Here is a 17,425-nt window from a genome sequence, read left to right as displayed (position 1 = left end):
GCTCATAGCCTAGGATCTGCTTCTATCATAGCCCACACTATCCATCAAAAATTCAATTTAAAGGTTCCAAATTATAGACAGGAATCTGATTGGGCCAAACTAGGTCTTCCAATTAGTCGTAAAGAAATAGGGAACTGGCACATCAAGTCTGCCCAATATTACTTCAAACCTCTCTACAGCTTACTTTCAGATATCTTGAAGGAACAGTCTGTTCTTCACGCAGATGAAACCTCCTACAGGGTCTTAGAAAGTGACACAAATCTGACCTATTTTTGGACTTTTCTATCTGGTAAGGACGAGGAGCATGGTATCATACTCTACCATCACAACCAAAGACGTAGTGGACAAGTTGTCGAAGACTTCCTTGGTGATTTTAAGGGTTACCTTCACTGTGATATGTGGTCCGCATATAGGACGTTAAAGGAAGCCAGTCTGGTCGGATGTTGGGCGCATGTTCGTAGGAAGTTCTTTGAAGCAACTCCCAAGAATGCGAACTCCTCTTCACTGGCAAAAAAAGGAAGTAACTATTGCGATAGGATGTTTCTTTTAGAAAGACAGTGGGAGGAGCTAGAATCAGAAATCAGACATCAAAAACGACAAGAAGAGCTCCGTCCCTTGATGGAAGAATTCTTTGATTGGTGTCGGGAGCAGTATGTCTTACCAGAGTCTAAGTTAGGCCGTGCTCTTAAATACAGTTTGGATTATGAGTCCACATTCAAGACTGTATTGGAAGATGGACGTCTAGTTCTCTCTAATAATCTGGCAGAGAGGGCTATTAAATCCTTGGTTATGGGACGTAAGAATTGGCTATTCTCCCAAAGTTTAGAGGGAGCAGAGTCAAGTGCTATTATCATGACTCTGCTTGAGACAGCCAAAGTCCATCAACTTGATAGTGAAAAATATATAGCTTATCTTCTAGAACATTTGCCAAACGAGGAGACTCTCGTAAAAAAAGAGGTTCTAGAGGCTTATTTACCATGGGCTCCAAAAATCCAAGAGAATTGTAGATAAAGAAAACTCCAAGATTAAAAGCAATCTGCTTATAATCTTGGAGTTTTGTCAATATACTCTGTTATTGGGCGCTTACTTTTAAATTTAAAGATACGTCTTGTCTTTAAGTGCCCTACAATTTCTATTTAGAGCTTTCACTCATTATAGAATCGATAGGGCTGATAATTGTATCTCAGTTGCTTCCTTATTTCAAAAAAGAGGTTAAGTCGTGTGTTTTTGCTAGTAACACTTGTGCACCGTTTTCGGTTAGGGAATCAGATGTTCCATAGCCCCATTCCACTCCAACGCATCCGATTTGGAGATCCCGGCCAGCTGCCATATCAAAGCGTGTGTCTCCTATGATAAAGCTTTGTTCTTTAGGTGCTTTTGCGACCTCTAGGCCTCGTTTTAGAACATCGATTTTATCATGGGAATCTGGAAGGGCTCCAAAGACTTCTTGGAAATAAGGTTGGAATTCGAAGTGTTGGACCATAACCTGGGCCATGGGTTGGTTTTTACTAGTGGTAATAGCTAAGTAGTGACCTTGCTCTTTTAACGTTTGTAGAGCTTCCTTTATCCCAGGATAGGGATCGGCTTGGTAAACTCCTTTTTCCTTATAGTAGTTTCGGAAGAGGCGAATAGCTTCTTCAACTTTATCTTCAGGGAGATATAGGGCAAAGGATCGTTCGAGTGGAGGCCCAATTAAGGTATCTAACTCTGAATCATTGGGAACTGTAAGATTCAGTTTTGTGAATGCATATTGAAATGCTGCTCTAATTCCTGGTCCACTATCAACTAGGGTTCCATCTAAATCAAAAAATAAAAACATAAATCCTCCTTTACGATAAGTATACCATAAGGCAAAAGCGCTAGGAATGTAAAGAATCTAACCAATCTCTTTTATATAATTGTAAAACTATCTCATTTCCTGCTATCTTCCCGTAATATTACTGGGATAGAATAAGTACAGATAAGAAAGGAAATCTACATGAAACGAAAGAATTATTATCTATTAACAGGGTTAGCGACTCTTCTTGTTGCAGGTTCTGCAAGTGCTGCGTCAGCAGATACCTACACTGTAAAATCAGGAGATACCCTCTCAAAAATCGCTACAGAAAAACAAACAACTATTGACACCATTGTAAAGCTAAATCATCTTAAAAATCCAAATTTGATTCACATTGGTCAAGTGTTGGAGTTAACAATAGGAACTTCAAATGACTTTAGTGAACAAACAGTTTCGGAAGAAAATTCTGTCAATCAGACGCAAGATTTTGTTGTTATAGAAGCAAGTTCGGAGCAAGAAAAGTCTTCTCAAACCGTTATTCAAAGTTCAGAAGTATTGGAAGAAAAACAAGTAGCTAGCAGTGAAACAGTAAATCTTCCAGAAGTTTCAGATAAGGCTATTTCAGAACAACCGTCTACTCAGGAGACTGAGATGACACCAGCAAGTTCAGAACAGTCTCCAGTCATTACAACTGAGCCAGAAGGGCGGACAGAAGAGTTAACAGCTAGTCAGGAATCTTCTACTTTGACAACAATGTCAAGTTTGTCAAGTGATGAGCAAGCAGCAAAGGAATGGATTGCTCAAAAAGAATCAAGTGGTAGTTACACAGCCCAAAATGGTATTTACTATGGACGATATCAATTGACTCTTTCTTATCTCAATGGAGATCTATCTCCTGAGAATCAAGAGCGGGTAGCGGATGAATACGTAAAAAACCGTTATGGTTCATGGGTTCAAGCCCATCAATTCTGGCTAGCGAATGGCTGGTACTAAGAGTTAAGAGGGTTCTTCACTAAACATGTAGTTTAGTGGAGGATTTTTTTGATTCATGTTATAATAAGCCTTGCTCAAAACGACCTTCAAATCGTTGAAAGCGCGCACGGAAACGTGACAAACGAAAGATGGGAGAAAACTATGAGTGTTCCTTCAAAAACACGAGTTGTCGTGGGCATGAGTGGAGGAGTTGACTCCTCTGTGACAGCTCTTTTACTAAAAGAACAAGGCTATGACGTTGTTGGTATCTTTATGAAAAACTGGGATGATACCGATGAAAATGGCTTTTGTACGGCAACTGAAGATTATAAAGATGTTGCTGCAGTAGCAGATCAAATTGGAATCCCTTATTACTCTGTCAATTTTGAAAAAGAGTATTGGGATAGAGTTTTTGAGTATTTTTTGGCAGAATATAGAGCTGGGCGGACTCCTAATCCAGATGTAATGTGTAATAAGGAAATCAAATTTAAAGCTTTCCTTGACTACGCTATGGAACTAGGAGCTGATTATGTAGCAACAGGTCATTACGCACAAATTGAACGTGATGAAAATGGTCAAGTTCGGATGCTTAGAGGTAAAGATCAGAATAAAGATCAAACTTATTTCCTCAGTCAATTATCACAGGAACAGCTTCAGAAGACAATGTTTCCATTAGGTCACTTGGAGAAGGCAGAAGTTCGTAGAATTGCAGAGGAAGCTGGCTTAGCAACAGCCAAGAAAAAAGATTCAACTGGAATTTGCTTTATTGGCGAGAAAAATTTTAAAGAATTCCTAAGCAACTATTTACCAGCTACACCAGGTCGAATGATGACAATGGAAGGCCGTGATATGGGATCTCATGCTGGACTCATGTATTATACGATTGGACAACGTGGGGGTCTGGGTATTGGGGGACAGGAAGGTGGAGATAATAAGCCTTGGTTTGTAGTTGGAAAGGATCTTGAACAGAATATCCTGTATGTAGGCCAAGGATTTCATCATGAACATTTATTGTCAACCAAATTAACAGCTAGTCAAGTTCACTTTACAAAAGATATGCCAGAATCATTTGAAATGGAATGTACAGCTAAGTTCCGTTATCGTCAACCTGACGCGAATGTGACAGTGTCTGTCAACGGAGACAAGGCGATTGTTAAGTTTGCAGAAGAGCAACGAGCAATTACTCCAGGACAAGCTGTTGTATTCTATGATGGAGATGAGTGCCTGGGAGGTGGCTTGATTGATCAAGCCTATAGTGGAGATCAAATCCGCCAGTACATATAAATTGACAAGTTGTAAAGATATGCTACAATACTAACAAGCAAATACATTGATGGTCAAAGCTCATGGATTTGCAGGCTTTTTTGGCCTGCAATAAATGAAGCCTTGGCCTTTTTTGTGAAAGGAAGAAAGAATGACAAGACAGTTTGCAGAAACTTATGATGTAATTGTTATCGGTGCTGGCCATGCTGGAGTGGAGGCCTCTCTAGCTGCAGCTCGGATGGGGTGTAAAACTCTTTTAGCGACTATTAACATTGAAATGTTGGCTTTTATGCCTTGTAATCCTTCTATTGGAGGATCTGCTAAGGGGATTGTTGTCCGTGAGGTGGATGCTTTAGGTGGTGAGATGGCAAAGAACATTGATAAAACCTATATCCAAATGAAGATGTTGAATACAGGTAAGGGACCTGCTGTAAGGGCCTTACGTGCACAGGCTGATAAAGAACTATACGCTAAGGAAATGCGTAAAACAGTTGAAAATCAGAGTAATTTAACGCTTCGACAAACAATGGTTGATGAGATTTTGGTTGAGGATCATAAAGTCATTGGGGTTCGGACTGCAACCAATCAAGAGTTTGGTGCAAAAACAGTAATCGTAACCACAGGTACAGCTTTGCGTGGAGAAATTATCATTGGTGATCTAAAGTATTCGTCTGGTCCCAACCACAGCATTGCTTCCGTCAAATTAGCCGATAATTTAAAGGCCTTGGGTTTTGAAATTGCTCGCTTTAAAACAGGGACTCCTCCTCGTGTGAAAGCTTCCTCCATTGACTATAGTGAGACGGAAATTCAACCTGGTGATGAAGCACCGAACCATTTCTCTTATCGATCAAAAGATGAAGACTACTTAAAAGATCAAGTTCCTTGTTGGTTAACGTATACGAATAATGAGAGTCATCAAATTATTCAAAACAATCTTCATCGTGCCCCTATGTTTACAGGGGTCGTTGAAGGAGTTGGTCCTCGTTATTGTCCGTCTATCGAAGATAAAATTGTCCGGTTTGCGGATAAAGAACGTCATCAACTTTTCCTAGAACCAGAAGGTCGAGATACGGAAGAAGTCTATATCCAAGGATTATCAACCAGTTTACCAGAGGATGTGCAGCGAGAGTTAGTGCATTCTATTAAAGGATTAGAGAAGGCTGAAATGATGCGGACAGGTTATGCGATTGAGTATGATATGATTCTTCCGCATCAATTGAGAGCTACTTTGGAAACGAAGAAAATATCAGGTCTTTTTACAGCAGGTCAAACGAATGGTACTTCTGGGTATGAGGAAGCTGCTGGACAGGGAATCATGGCAGGAATCAATGCCGCTCTAAAAGTTCTTGGGAAACCCGAACTAATTCTGAAACGGAGTGATGGTTATATTGGTGTTATGATTGATGACCTGGTGACAAAAGGAACGCTAGAACCGTATCGCTTATTGACGAGTCGTGCAGAATATCGCTTGATTTTACGCCATGATAATGCCGATATGCGTTTAACAGAGATTGGCCGCTCTATTGGTCTCGTAGATGATGAGCGCTGGGAAGATTTCAAAACTAAAAAAGCAAGTTTCCAATCAGAAATGGAGCGCTTGGAAGCTCATAAATTGAAACCTACTGCAGAAACTAATAAGCAAGTGATGAATTTTGGCTTCAAACCGTTATCAGATGCCTTAACTGCCAAAGAGTTTCTAAGAAGACCAGAGGTTAGCTATGATGATTTGGCTCACTTTATCGGAGCAGCTCCTTTTGAGGTAGACGATAAGGTCAAGGAATTATTGGAAACTGAGATTAAGTACGAAGGCTATATTCAAAAAGCTCTTGATCAAGTTGACAAGATGAAACGGATGGAGGAAAAGCGGATTCCAGCCGATATTGATTGGGATGACATTGATTCAATTGCAACCGAAGCTCGGCAAAAATTTAAGCAAATTAATCCAGAAACAATTGGTCAAGCGAGCCGAATTTCAGGGGTTAACCCAGCTGACATTTCGATTCTGATGGTTTATTTAGAAGGTAAATCCCGTAGTATTTCTAAGCGTCAAGAACAAGTCAAGATACAGACAAATAAATAGTAAGGTAGAGGTTGGGCTATTTAGCCCACCCTCTATTTTTTTACGAATGGGCCTTGTGTTGAGTAGCTGGGTTTAAAAAGCTATAAGCGATCATGAATGCTCCATACCTAGCAGTAAACATCTGTAAAGATGACTTGTCAAGTTGAACTAGCTAAGTAATGGTGGGATGCGGGTTTTGTTGCATAAAAGTAATTGATTTCAATCAAGTTCGTTTACAAATTATTGACTACAGATTGATAAAGTTAGTCATTGATTTCATTGAAAAGTCGTCTTTTTTTCTGTACTCTATCCCAATTTTAGGGTGAACAGTTGGTGTCAAACTCCCTTTATGGTAAAATATCAAGAAGAGGTTTATGATGAAAAAATTTCCATTATCCCCTTTCCATTACTTTATGATTGGGATCATTTTTCTAGGGATACTCTCTGTCGTCTGGCAGCATTCCATGAACGGCATTCCTATAGCGATTACCATCATTTTAATGGGGGCTTTGATTCTATTACTTTTACTGGACCAAGAAGTGACGGTTGCTAAAGAAGATGAAGAGCATCAACGACAGCTTGAAGATCAAGTTGAAACAAGCTTGACGAACCTGCTCAGTAAAATTCCGATTGGTATTCTTAAATTGGGTGAGGATTCTGGGAAGATTGATTGGTACAATCCGTATGCAGAACTTATTTTTGCCGGTGAAGATGGCTTATTGGAAATGCAAACGGTTGAGTCTGTTCTTGAAGCAGCACAATCAGATCAGGGGCATTATCTGACAATTGGTGAGCGAACCTATGCTGTCCATCTAGACCAATCAGGTCATATGGTCTATTTCTTTGATGCCAGTAATGAATACAGTGCAGCTGAAGAATTAGCGACTACCCGCCCTGTTATTGGTGCGATCTCTCTAGATAATTATGATGACTTTAGAGATGGCTTATCAGATTCTGAAATTAGTAGTACCAATAGTTTTATAGCTGATTTTGTATCTCGATTTGCGGAGGAGCATCAGATATTTTACCGGCGCGTGGATGCCGACCGTTATTACCTTTTTACAGACTATACCGTTTTGGATCGACTAATGGCGGATAAATTTGCTATTATCGATGTTTTCCGTCATGAAGCAAAAGAACGGAATCTTCCCCTAACCCTTAGTATGGGCTTTGCCTTTGGAGTTGGGGATCATGCTTCGATTGGAAAAACAGCCCTCGAGAATTTAAATCTAGCCCTCGTGCGAGGTGGAGATCAGGCGGTTGTTCGTGAAAATCGAGAAAATAAAAATCCGATTTACTTCGGAGGCGGAAGTGTTTCAGCAGTAAAAAGGACTCGTACCCGTACCCGGGCTATGATGACCGCCATCTCAGATAAGATTCGATCAGCAGATCAGGTCTTTATCGTTGGACATCGGAATTTGGATTTAGATGCCCTTGGAGCTTCAATTGGGATGCAAAAATTTGCTGAAAGTTTGACGGGTCAGTCCTATGCAGTTTATGATCCAGAGCAGATGTCTGCAGACATCCAGAGAGCTATCTCGAGTCTACAAGAAGAAGGGAAGACCCAGCTTTTATCGTTGGCAGAGGCTATGCCGCGCGTAACGCGACAGTCTTTGTTAATCATGGTAGACCATTCTAAAGTTAGTTTGACTTTATCGGAGGAATTCTATCAAGAGTTTAGTCAGACAATCGTTATTGACCACCATCGACGGGATGAAAATTTCCCTGAAAATGCAGTTATTACTTACATTGAAAGCGGAGCTAGCAGTGCCTGTGAATTGGTGACGGAATTGATTCAGTTTCAAAACGCTAAGTCAAACCGTCTCAGCAAAATTCAAGCCAGCATTCTGATGGCTGGTATTATGCTGGATACCAAGAATTTTTCTGTCCAGGTAACTAATAGAACCTTTGATGTAGCTAGTTATTTACGAAGTCGAGGCAGTGATAGTACCTTGATTAAGGAAATTATGGCCAATGATTTTGATGAATACAGACGGGTCAATGAATTGATTTTACAAAGTCAACGTCTAAGTCCAACGATTGTTCTTGCGGTTGCCCCAGAAGACCATTTCTATTCGACTGTGGAACTGAGTAAGGCAGCTGATACGATTCTTAATATGTCAGGCATTGAGGCGACCTTTGTTGTGAGTTACCTAGATTCCGAAACTATTGGTATTTCAGCACGTAGTCGTAGTCGAATCAATGTTCAGAGAATGATGGAGGAGATGGGCGGAGGTGGTCACTTTAACCTGGCTGCAGCCCAACTGCGGGGTGCAGATCTTTCCTTGGTGACGACTCGATTAAAAGATGTTATTATAAATGAAACGCAAGAAAAGGAGACTGAAGTATGAAAGTTATTTTCTTAGAAGATGTAAAAGGAAAAGGTAAAAAAGGAGAAATCAAAGAGGTACCAACTGGTTACGCACAGAATTTCCTTATTAAGAAAAACCTAGCTAAAGAGGCAACTGCTCAAGCGATTGGTGAACTCCGTGGGAAACAAAAATCTCAGGAGAAAGCCCATGCTGAGTTGATTGCAGAGGCGGAAGCTGTCAAAGCACAATTAGCAAAAGAAGAAACAGTTGTTCGTTTTACAGAAAAAGTTGGTCCAGATGGCCGGACCTTCGGTTCTATCACTAGCAAGAAAATTGCAGAAGAATTGCAGAAACAGTATGGAATTAAGGTTGACAAGCGGAATATCCATTTAGACCACCAACTTCGTTCGATCGGTTCTGTTGAAGTTCCTGTCAAACTCTATCAAGATGTAGCAGGGGAAATTAAAATTTATATCCAAGAAGCTTAGTGCTAGGATTTAAGGAGGAGAAATGGCCAATCTGGAAGAATTGCGGACACAACCGCAAGACATTTTAGCAGAACAATCTGTTCTAGGGGCTATTTTTTTGGATGAGAGTAAGCTGGTTTTTGTACGTGAGTACATTGAACCAGCTGACTTTTTTAAATATGCGAACCGCCTTATTTTTCAGGCTATGATTGACTTGAATGATCGGGGAGATGTCATTGATGCGACTACCATGAGAGCCATTCTGGAAGCCCAAGGAGATCTGGAAAATATTGGTGGTTTTTCTTATTTAGTTGAAGTTGTTAATGCGGTTCCAACTAGCTCGAATGCTGAGTATTATGCTCAAATTGTGGCCGATATGGCCATGCGTCGCCGTTTTATATCACGCTTAACCGAAACAATCAATCAGGCTTACGAAGGAGCCAAGGGGACTGATGAACTGATTGCAGATGCAGAAAAGACCCTGATTGATTTAAATGAAAATCATAAAAGAAACGGCTTTAGAGCTATCAAGGATATCTTGAACATTAATTTCGAGAATCTGGAAATTCGGTCCCAGCAAACATCTGATGTTACGGGGGTTCCAACAGGATTTATAGAGTTAGATAAGATGACCACAGGACTCCATGAAGATCAATTGATTATTCTTGGTGCTCGACCTGGGGTCGGAAAAACTGCTTTTGCACTGAATATTGCTCAAAATATTAGCACTAAAACGGGATTGACGGTTGCCATCTTTTCTCTAGAGATGGGGGCTGAGAGTATGGTTGATCGAATGCTTTCAGCAGAAGGTCTAATCCATAACCATTCTATTAAGACAGGGAATTTGACGGATGAGGAATGGCGTAAAGTTACCATTGCCCAGGCAAATTTAGCTTCCGCTCCCATCTATATTGATGATACTGCAGGTATCAGAATTACTGAAATACGTTCACGGGCTCGAAAACTGGCTAAGGAAACAAATAACTTAGGACTTATCTTAATCGACTACTTGCAGTTGATTACAGGAACCGGTCGAGAAAATAGACAACAAGAAGTATCAGAAATTTCACGTCAACTAAAAATTCTGGCCAAAGAGTTAAAAGTACCTGTTTTGGCTCTCAGTCAGCTCTCACGGGGACTTGAACAACGTCAAGACAAGCGCCCTGTACTTTCAGATATTCGGGAATCTGGTTCTATTGAGCAGGATGCGGATATCGTAGCCTTCCTCTATCGTGATGACTATTACCGCAGTGAAGGTGAGGAAGAGGTAGAACCTAATAACAAGATTGAAGTCATTATCGAGAAAAACCGGAGTGGGGCGCGTGGAACCGTTGAACTCCTATTTCAAAAAGAATATTTCAAATTTTCAAGCATATCCAAAAGGGAGGAATAACTATGAGTGATGCATTTACAGATGTTGCCAAAATGAAAAAAATTAAAGAAGACATTAAAAACCATGAAGGGAAGATGGTTGAAATGACCCTTGAACACGGCCGTAAACGCCAAAAAACCAAAACCGGCCGTCTCATCGAAGTCTACCCATCTCTTTTTATTGTTGAATACAATAATGTTGGAAGCTTACCTGGTGAAATTACCAACACCTATGTCGAATCCTACACCTATTCTGATATCCTCACTGAAAAAACACTTATTAAATATCTGGATGAGTAAGCGCGCTTGTCCAGAATTGAACCCGATGATGCGGGTTCGTTAGTGGTATTTCTTGCAGTAGATGAAATCTGGAAAATCGGACGGATCGGTCTAGAATCATCAAATAGAATTGTTTATAGAAAAGCCAAACCATCGTCTTGTGTATGCAATTCGATGGTTTTTGCGAACCAGAAAATGACTTAGGTTTTTTCTTTAAAAAAACGATAAAATCCTTTACAGAGCTACTTGGGTATGTTAAAATAGAGAACGTGCGAAATAGCAGCAGAAAAATATGGAGCTCGTCAACAGGAAGTCCCAGTAAGTAACCCTTGCTGTTGGGGCGAAGGTTTCCTGCACGAATCAGGATTTTTCAAGTGACTATTTCCTCAAGCAATATTTTAGAGGAGGACATTTATATGTCACGTTATACAGGACCATCATGGAAAAAATCTCGTCGTCTTGGTTTGTCTCTATCAGGAACTGGTAAAGAACTAGCACGTCGTAACTATGTACCAGGACAACACGGACCAAACAACCGTAGCAAGCTTTCAGAATACGGTTTGCAATTGGCTGAAAAACAAAAACTTCGTTTCATGTACGGAGTTGGTGAAAAACAATTCCGTAACTTGTTCGTACAAGCTACAAAAATCAAAGGTGGAATCCTTGGTTTCAACTTCATGCTTCTTCTTGAGCGTCGTTTGGACAACGTTGTTTACCGCCTAGGTTTGGCTTCAACTCGTCGTCAAGCTCGCCAATTTGTTAACCACGGTCATATCCTTGTTGATGGTAAACGTGTTGACATCCCAAGCTACCGCGTTGAAGTTGGTCAAGTAATCTCAGTTCGTGAAAAATCAGCTAAAGTTCCAGCAATCTTGGAAGCTGTTGAATCAACTCTTGGACGTCCAGCATTCGTATCTTTTGATGCAGAAAAATTGGAAGGTTCATTGACTCGTCTACCAGAACGCGATGAGATCAACCCAGAAATCAATGAAGCACTTGTCGTTGAATTCTACAACAAAATGCTTTAATTTTAAATTTTATTTTGAAAAAGCCCGAATTTATGGGCTTTTTCTTTTTAAATTGTTTCAAGTGACTTTGTCTATAAAGGGTTACCTGTCTCAAATCGGGTATCAACTCCTTTAGAGGTATCAGTTGTCCCTGATTCTATGAGAGGGCCGTAAACGAAAGAGGGTATATATGGAAGTATCAAAGCTTAAAAAGCTTCAGAAGATGGAGGAAGCCTATGCAGCCTTTCTTCCACATTTAGAAGCATTTAGTAGAGAGTTAGAACAGTTTCAAGAGGCTTATCAAGAATATGCACAGCTACGGGAATATTATGGAAGTGAGGATTGGTGGAGTTTATCTGAGGAACTTTCCGAGGACTATAAGTGTGGCGTCCTGAGTCAAGATCGTCTCTACAATTTGATTCAAGATCATGATGAATTGATTGCTGATCTTCTTGAACTCAGTCATCGCATGTATCGAAATCGTTAATTTTTTTCTTTGCTTTCGAATTAAAAGATGAGGGCCCCAAAAAAGAAAGAAAGTGAGGATAGAGAATGGAAAGAATTCAACAGGTAGAAACAGCGAATATAGAGGGAGGTAGCCATACCTGGTGTCCTGGTAAGGTGCTGGTACCAGGTTTTCCTTATCCGTATCCAAGTGGTCCACTGGGACCAGTTCCGACCTGTCCTGAAGGCCAAGTTCTTGATAGCGTAGATCTGCAAGTCATTACTGGAGGAGCGGGGTATATCAGTGAAGCAGGGAGTGCGATTGGTAAAACGTGGGCTATGATTTACAAAACCGGTCGCGACTTTGGTCGTAGCCTTGTTAATGCCTTGATTCCTTAGGAGGTTAATATGCAGAAAGAACTGAAACAAACGGAACTGCAGTCTTTGACAGGAGGAGTCGTTAATCCGCTAGTGGTAGGAGCAGCCTTGATTTCGATTCCCTTTGTATTTGGGGCTATTGCGGGAGCAGCAGATGAATATTCCCGTAAGCACGGACATTCCTAAGTAGAATAATCGCTTGATAAAAGGACTAGTAGGGATTGCTACTAGTCCTTTTATAGAGATTGTATACTCAAATTCCTAGTCATGTTGAAGTATTAGTCTTCAATTCCACTGAACTTCAACATTTTCATTAAAAAACGAGCCATGCTGTGGGAAGTTTCCTTCTTTCCTTGGGCAATCCAAAGTTGGTAAACACCTAGGAAGGCGTTGGAGAGATAGATGGCCGCATATTTCTTTTCCTTATCCTGAAAAAGCTTGTGGCTATATCGGCCTTGCCACTCATTTTCCAACAGTACTTGGAGGCGTTTCCGAATGAATTGCTGGATTTCTTGTGTGCCATTTTCTGACAGAAGGGCCGCAAGGAGAGGTTCTCTTTTGAGAAATTCAAATATTTCTGTAATGGTGGCTTCCAGATGTCCTTCATGTTTATCAAAAATATAATCTAGGGTATGGAAAAGACGGTCTTGATAATGGTCAATCATATCGAATTTGTCTTTATAGTGGGTATAAAAACTGGACCGACTGATATCAGCTTCCTGCGTTAATTTAACGGTTGTGATTTGGTCAAAGGTATGGTCCGATAGAAGCTTAACCATAGCATTTTCGAGGCATTTTTTGGTCTTTTGTCTCTTATTGCTTTCCATCAGTTTATCTCCTTGCATTTAAAATTTGAAGTGGTATAATATAGTATATCAAAAATAGACACTGTGTGCAAAAAATGGAGGCTAAGTTATGTTTAAAGAATGGAAAGCCATTTTTAAACGACCTAAATTTATTATTGTGATGCTAGGAGTTTCCCTGATTCCTTTCCTATATAATGTTATTTTTCTCAGTTCCATGTGGGATCCTTATGGAAAATTGTCTGATTTGCCGGTGGCTGTTGTCAATAAAGATCGCTCAACAGTTCTAAATGGTAAAACTTTAGCTATTGGGGACCAAATGGTTGAGAATATGGAGAAAGGAAAAGCTCTAGATTTTCATGTAGTTGCTCAAAACGTAGCTGATAAGGGTTTAGAAAATGGGGATTATTACATGGTTGTGGAGTTACCAGAAGATCTTTCTGAAAAAGCTGCTTCCATCATGACAACAGATCCTCAACAAATGAAGATTCACTATAAAACCTCTAGTGGACATGGTTTTGTTGCAGGAAAAATGAGTGATTCTGCTATGAACGTGTTGAAACAATCCGTTCAAAAGAATATCATTAACAACTACACCTCTACCCTCTTTAGTAGTATGAAAAAACTCCAGACAGGCATGGGAACTGCTAGTGCTGGAAGTGGTCAGTTGGTAGATGGAGGAAAAAAACTTCAGTCTGGAACAGATCAACTCAATGCTGGCTTACAACGCTTGGCGAGTTCAACTCTTGTTTTCTCAAATGGAGCTAATCAATTAGCAACTGGTCTTGGACAATATACAGCTGGGGTTCATCAGCTAGCTGGCGGGGTCGGTCTGTTAGCAACTGGTGTGAATCAGTATACAGGAGGTGTTGCACAGGTTTCAGCTGGAGCAGATCAATTGGATGCAGCTTCTGCGGAATTACAAGCGGGTGTTCAAGCACTTCAAGATGCGGCGCGTGGTGGTGATTTGAATGCTCTGGTGGATGGTTCAAACCAGGTAGCCATTGGAATGGGACAATTGGCAAATCAGTTAGCAGGAATGACCATTTCTTCAGAACAAACTGAAACAATCAACCAAGCTGTTTCACTTTTAACCAATCTTCAAAGTAAATTGGGGCAAGGGCAGGATCCAACGGCCGGTATTAAAGCAGGGTTGAGTCAGCTAGAAACGGATTTATCGGCCTTGATTGCTGCAGGGGGTGCTGGTACGTCGACTGGTGTGGACGCTGCAAGTGCAGTAGCGGCAACAGCAGCTTTTCAAAAATTGGATGCGGCAGAGCAGGCTGAAATTTTAGCAGCTTTGCCAGCTACTCCATCAACTACCGCTACTGATACGAGCCATTTACAGGTCTTATTGGGAGGTGTGCAAGCTCTCTATCTTGCACTTGATCAAAATGGTGCAGGTTTGGGGCAAGAACTAGCGCCATTGGTAGATCAGGCCTTGGCAGATTTACAAACCCTTCAGGTTGGAATTGGTCAATTTGGTCAGTTACAAGCTGCAACGCAGACTTTGGCACAGGGATCTTCTGATGTAGCAGCTGGTTTAGGTCAATTACAAGGTCAGCTTCAAACGGGTGCTGATGGCCTGGTTAGTGGTATCTCTGCTTATACATCGGGTGTTGCAGAATTGGCACAAGGTGCTCGGACTTTGAATGAGAATTCTGGTCAATTGCAAGCAGGTGTTGCCCAATTGCAAGACGGTGCCAATCAATTAGATGCTAATTCAGGTGCTCTCTTAGATGGAGCTGGGCAGTTGGCTTCAGGAGCCAGTCAATTACAAGAGGGTTCACAGACACTGGCTCAAGGGGGAGATCAGCTTGGTACAGGGATGACATCGTTAGTAGATGGATTGGCGAGTCTTCAAACTGGTTTGGATAAGGCTAATCAACAATTGCAACAAGCCAATGTAGAAGAAAGTAATGCCAATACCTTGTCTGAACCGATTGCTTTGGAGAAAACAGAGCAGGATCAAGTTAAGGTCAATGGAGTTGGAATGGCTCCGTATATGATTTCTGTGGCACTTTTCGTTGCCGCGATTGCAACCAATACCATTTTCCAAACCCTTCCTTCAGGTAGACAACCATCCACTCGTTGGTCTTGGTTAAAGGCTCGTTTAGAGGTGAATGGAGTGATTGCTTTGGTAGCAGGTTTTCTGGTTTATGGTGGTATTCACTTGATTGGTCTTACTGCTAATCATGAGATGGCAACACTTGGCGTTATCTTACTGACTAGTGCAGCATTTATGGCTTTGGTAACGACCTTGGTGACCTTAGACAATAAGGTGGGAGCTTTCTTGGCTCTGATTCTTCTATTACTTCAATTAGGAGCTAGTGCAGGAACTTATCCAATTCAATTGTCTAATTCCTTCTTTGAAGCCCTTCACCCTTGGTTACCTATGTCTTACTCAGTATCTGCTTTACGAGAGACCATCTCAATGACAGGCCAAATTGGTAGTCAGGTGGCCTTCCTCAGCATGACTCTGGTTCTCTCCATTCTTGCTGGATACTTTAGTTATAGACCTAAAAAATAGAAATCTTAGAAAGTAACATCATAAAAAGGGCTCTATAACTTCTATAGTGGGTGAAAATCCAAAATAGAAGTTATAGGGCTTTTTGGGTACAAAAAAAGTCCCATATGACCTATAATGTAAAGCGACTAAACTAACACTAGGAGAATCATATGGAACTTACTAAGAATACCACAGAATTGCTTGGTTTAACAGATAGAAACATCAAAATTCTTTTCGCTTTCAAAGAAAAAAACTTTCAGGTGCTTCGAGCTAAATTAGACTACACTCCTTTTCCTTGCCCCCCATTGCCAAGGAAATATGATTAAATATGACTTTCAACGCGAGTCTAAGATTCCTCTACTAGAAGTCCAAGGACTTCCTACTGTCTTATTTCTAAAGAAGAGAAGATTTCAATGCAAAACCTGTCGAAAAGTAGTTGTATCCGAAACACCTATCGTTAAGGGAAAGCACTTACACCGTGCTCTCCCGTGTTCAATTATCAAATTCTACAGCTACTGACTAGCACTAAACAGATTCTAAAAGAATCCTTATCTGTGGTGGAATCATCCGCATAAGATGCGGATGACGGAAACTTTGAGACCAAGGCTCAAAGTTTAGTGATGAGACTCCGAAGGAGTCTGCTTACGTCCGCACCACTCTCATAAGGATTCCTAAGAATCTGGATGATGACTAGACTAAAAAATTAAATATAGTCGCTAACGATACCCTATTCACCCATTACAGTTGACAAAGAGCCATAAAAAGACTGGGAATTCAACTCCAGTCTTTTTATGATTTTTCCAATAAGTTATGGTCGACAATTTTTTGATAGGCAGTTTGCTGCTCTTTTTTGTGGTCTTGGATAATTTGAAGAAGCGTTTCAACACATTCTTGTCCTAATTCCAAGGCCTGAATATCGATATAGGCTGTAACATCGTAGGTAGGTGGGAGTGATGTGAAGCTCAGGCAAGGTAGATGAAGGTGGTGATCTTGGAGGTAACTAGCCACACCTTCGGCCAATAGACTATCGGTGACAATAATGGCATCCAGTGGAATTTGTTTTTCGAGCATATTTTCCATCACCTGATAGCCTTCATGGAAGAGCAAGTCCTTGGCAAAGTAGAGGAGACGTTTGTCCATTTTGACTCCCTTTTCTTCAAGAGCTTCTTGATAGCCTTGGAAGCGGTCTTGATTGACAAAGTAATCCATACTTCCAGCTAAAAAAGCGATACGCTTGTAGCCTTTGGCGAGCAGGAAATGGGTAGCATCCGCTCCTGCCTGTCGGTTATCATTATCGACTAGCGATGTGAAGGGATCTGTTGACTTCCCTAAAATTAGGAAGGGGAAGTGCTGTTCGCGAACGAATTGTACCAGAGGATCTTGGGGTTTGGCATAGAGAAAGATTAAACCATCCACCCGTCGTCCCCGAACCATCTGGGAAATCGATTCAAGACGCTCAGCCTCTGTTCGACCAGTTGATAATAAAATAGCATAGTGGTATTCGGAACTGATTTGGCTGATTCCCCGTAATACAGTCGGGAAAAAGGAGTTTTGGTAAAAGGCATCCGAATCGTCCGGTAGGACTAATCCTAATACCTTCGTTTCACTACTAACCAAACTCCGAGCATTGAGGTTGGGATGGTAGTCCAATTCCTTCATAATGCGGCGCACTCGTTCCTTGGTCGCTTGACTGATGGTCGGTTTATCCTGAATGACGCGCGTGACGGTAGAGGGAGAAACCCCTGCTCGTTCCGCAACATCCTTAATAGTGACACGCATGATGA

16 protein-coding genes and 1 pseudogene are annotated in these 17,425 nt (G+C 41.0%); 14 read left to right on the top strand and 3 right to left on the bottom strand.

All coding sequences use genetic code 11. The features are described from left to right. Positions 1-1,011 (top strand): IS66 family transposase (locus tag E4T71_RS01615; RefSeq protein ID WP_228062315.1); only part of this gene is annotated, 1,011 nt, incomplete at its 5' end. A 184-nt stretch (positions 1,012-1,195) separates the two neighbouring features. Here E4T71_RS01615 and E4T71_RS01610 read toward each other — a convergent pair. Then, positions 1,196-1,819 (bottom strand): HAD hydrolase-like protein, encoded by a 624-nt coding sequence (locus E4T71_RS01610; protein ID WP_135035869.1) that lies wholly within the window; start codon positions 1,817-1,819, stop codon positions 1,196-1,198. 159 nt (positions 1,820-1,978) lie between these two features. Between E4T71_RS01610 and E4T71_RS01605 the strand changes: the two genes are divergently transcribed. The 11 genes from E4T71_RS01605 (at position 1,979) to E4T71_RS01555 (ending at position 12,515) form a co-directional block, all read left to right on the top strand. Next, positions 1,979-2,770 carry a LysM peptidoglycan-binding domain-containing protein gene (locus E4T71_RS01605; protein WP_135035866.1) on the top strand — a complete coding sequence of 264 codons (792 nt, stop codon included), beginning with the start codon at positions 1,979-1,981 and terminating at the stop codon, positions 2,768-2,770. A 141-nt stretch (positions 2,771-2,911) separates the two neighbouring features. Beyond that, positions 2,912-4,033 carry a tRNA 2-thiouridine(34) synthase MnmA gene (gene mnmA, locus E4T71_RS01600; RefSeq protein ID WP_135035863.1) on the top strand — a complete coding sequence of 374 codons (1,122 nt, stop codon included), beginning with the start codon at positions 2,912-2,914 and terminating at the stop codon, positions 4,031-4,033. 130 nt (positions 4,034-4,163) lie between these two features. Next, positions 4,164-6,092, top strand: coding sequence for a tRNA uridine-5-carboxymethylaminomethyl(34) synthesis enzyme MnmG (mnmG, locus tag E4T71_RS01595; RefSeq protein WP_135035860.1), 1,929 nt, complete (start codon positions 4,164-4,166; stop codon positions 6,090-6,092). A 356-nt stretch (positions 6,093-6,448) separates the two neighbouring features. Beyond that, positions 6,449-8,422 carry a DHH family phosphoesterase gene (locus E4T71_RS01590; RefSeq protein WP_135035878.1) on the top strand — a complete coding sequence of 658 codons (1,974 nt, stop codon included), beginning with the start codon at positions 6,449-6,451 and terminating at the stop codon, positions 8,420-8,422. Continuing rightward, positions 8,419-8,871 (top strand): 50S ribosomal protein L9, encoded by a 453-nt coding sequence (rplI, locus tag E4T71_RS01585; protein WP_135035857.1) that lies wholly within the window; start codon positions 8,419-8,421, stop codon positions 8,869-8,871. Before E4T71_RS01590 ends, rplI begins: the two co-directional genes overlap by 4 nt. 22 nt (positions 8,872-8,893) lie before the next feature. Beyond that, complete coding sequence (gene dnaB / locus E4T71_RS01580) at positions 8,894-10,243, top strand: replicative DNA helicase (protein ID WP_135035854.1); 1,350 nt, start codon at positions 8,894-8,896, stop codon at positions 10,241-10,243. 2 nt (positions 10,244-10,245) lie between these two features. Further along, positions 10,246-10,521: a Veg family protein gene (locus E4T71_RS01575; protein ID WP_135035851.1), complete on the top strand. Its 276-nt coding sequence runs from the start codon at positions 10,246-10,248 to the stop codon at positions 10,519-10,521. 395 nt (positions 10,522-10,916) lie between these two features. Further along, a complete protein-coding gene (gene rpsD / locus E4T71_RS01570) occupies positions 10,917-11,528 on the top strand; it encodes a 30S ribosomal protein S4 (protein WP_135035848.1) in 612 nt (203 codons plus the stop codon). 169 nt (positions 11,529-11,697) lie between these two features. Next, the gene (locus tag E4T71_RS01565) at positions 11,698-11,994 is read left to right on the top strand and encodes a DUF4298 domain-containing protein (protein ID WP_135035845.1); all 297 of its coding nucleotides are present in this window, start codon (positions 11,698-11,700) and stop codon (positions 11,992-11,994) included. Positions 11,995-12,059: 65 nt separating this feature from the next. Beyond that, complete coding sequence (locus E4T71_RS01560) at positions 12,060-12,350, top strand: hypothetical protein (protein ID WP_135035841.1); 291 nt, start codon at positions 12,060-12,062, stop codon at positions 12,348-12,350. 9 nt (positions 12,351-12,359) lie between these two features. Further along, positions 12,360-12,515 carry a class IIb bacteriocin, lactobin A/cerein 7B family gene (locus E4T71_RS01555; RefSeq protein WP_135035838.1) on the top strand — a complete coding sequence of 52 codons (156 nt, stop codon included), beginning with the start codon at positions 12,360-12,362 and terminating at the stop codon, positions 12,513-12,515. Positions 12,516-12,607: 92 nt separating this feature from the next. Here the strand turns inward: E4T71_RS01555 and E4T71_RS01550 are convergent, their stop codons facing one another. Continuing rightward, positions 12,608-13,159 (bottom strand): TetR/AcrR family transcriptional regulator, encoded by a 552-nt coding sequence (locus E4T71_RS01550; RefSeq protein ID WP_135035875.1) that lies wholly within the window; start codon positions 13,157-13,159, stop codon positions 12,608-12,610. Between the two features lie 85 nt (positions 13,160-13,244). Between E4T71_RS01550 and E4T71_RS01545 the strand changes: the two genes are divergently transcribed. Together E4T71_RS01545 and E4T71_RS10150 are read left to right on the top strand one after the other, a co-directional pair. Continuing rightward, a complete protein-coding gene (locus tag E4T71_RS01545; protein WP_135035835.1) occupies positions 13,245-15,662 on the top strand; it encodes a YhgE/Pip domain-containing protein in 2,418 nt (805 codons plus the stop codon). A 149-nt stretch (positions 15,663-15,811) separates the two neighbouring features. Then, positions 15,812-16,103 (top strand): annotated as a pseudogene (locus tag E4T71_RS10150) (transposase family protein); the annotation flags it as partial. A 327-nt stretch (positions 16,104-16,430) separates the two neighbouring features. Here the strand turns inward: E4T71_RS10150 and E4T71_RS01535 are convergent. Next, complete coding sequence (locus E4T71_RS01535) at positions 16,431-17,420, bottom strand: LacI family DNA-binding transcriptional regulator (RefSeq protein ID WP_135035829.1); 990 nt, start codon at positions 17,418-17,420, stop codon at positions 16,431-16,433. Between the last annotated feature and the right edge of the window lie 5 nt (positions 17,421-17,425).

This window comes from Streptococcus sp. WM07 (genome assembly GCF_004570525.1).
Taxonomy (GTDB): domain Bacteria; phylum Bacillota; class Bacilli; order Lactobacillales; family Streptococcaceae; genus Streptococcus.
The sequence above is the reverse complement of the archived record's forward strand: the minus strand, read 5'-3'. Positions and strand labels throughout refer to the sequence as shown.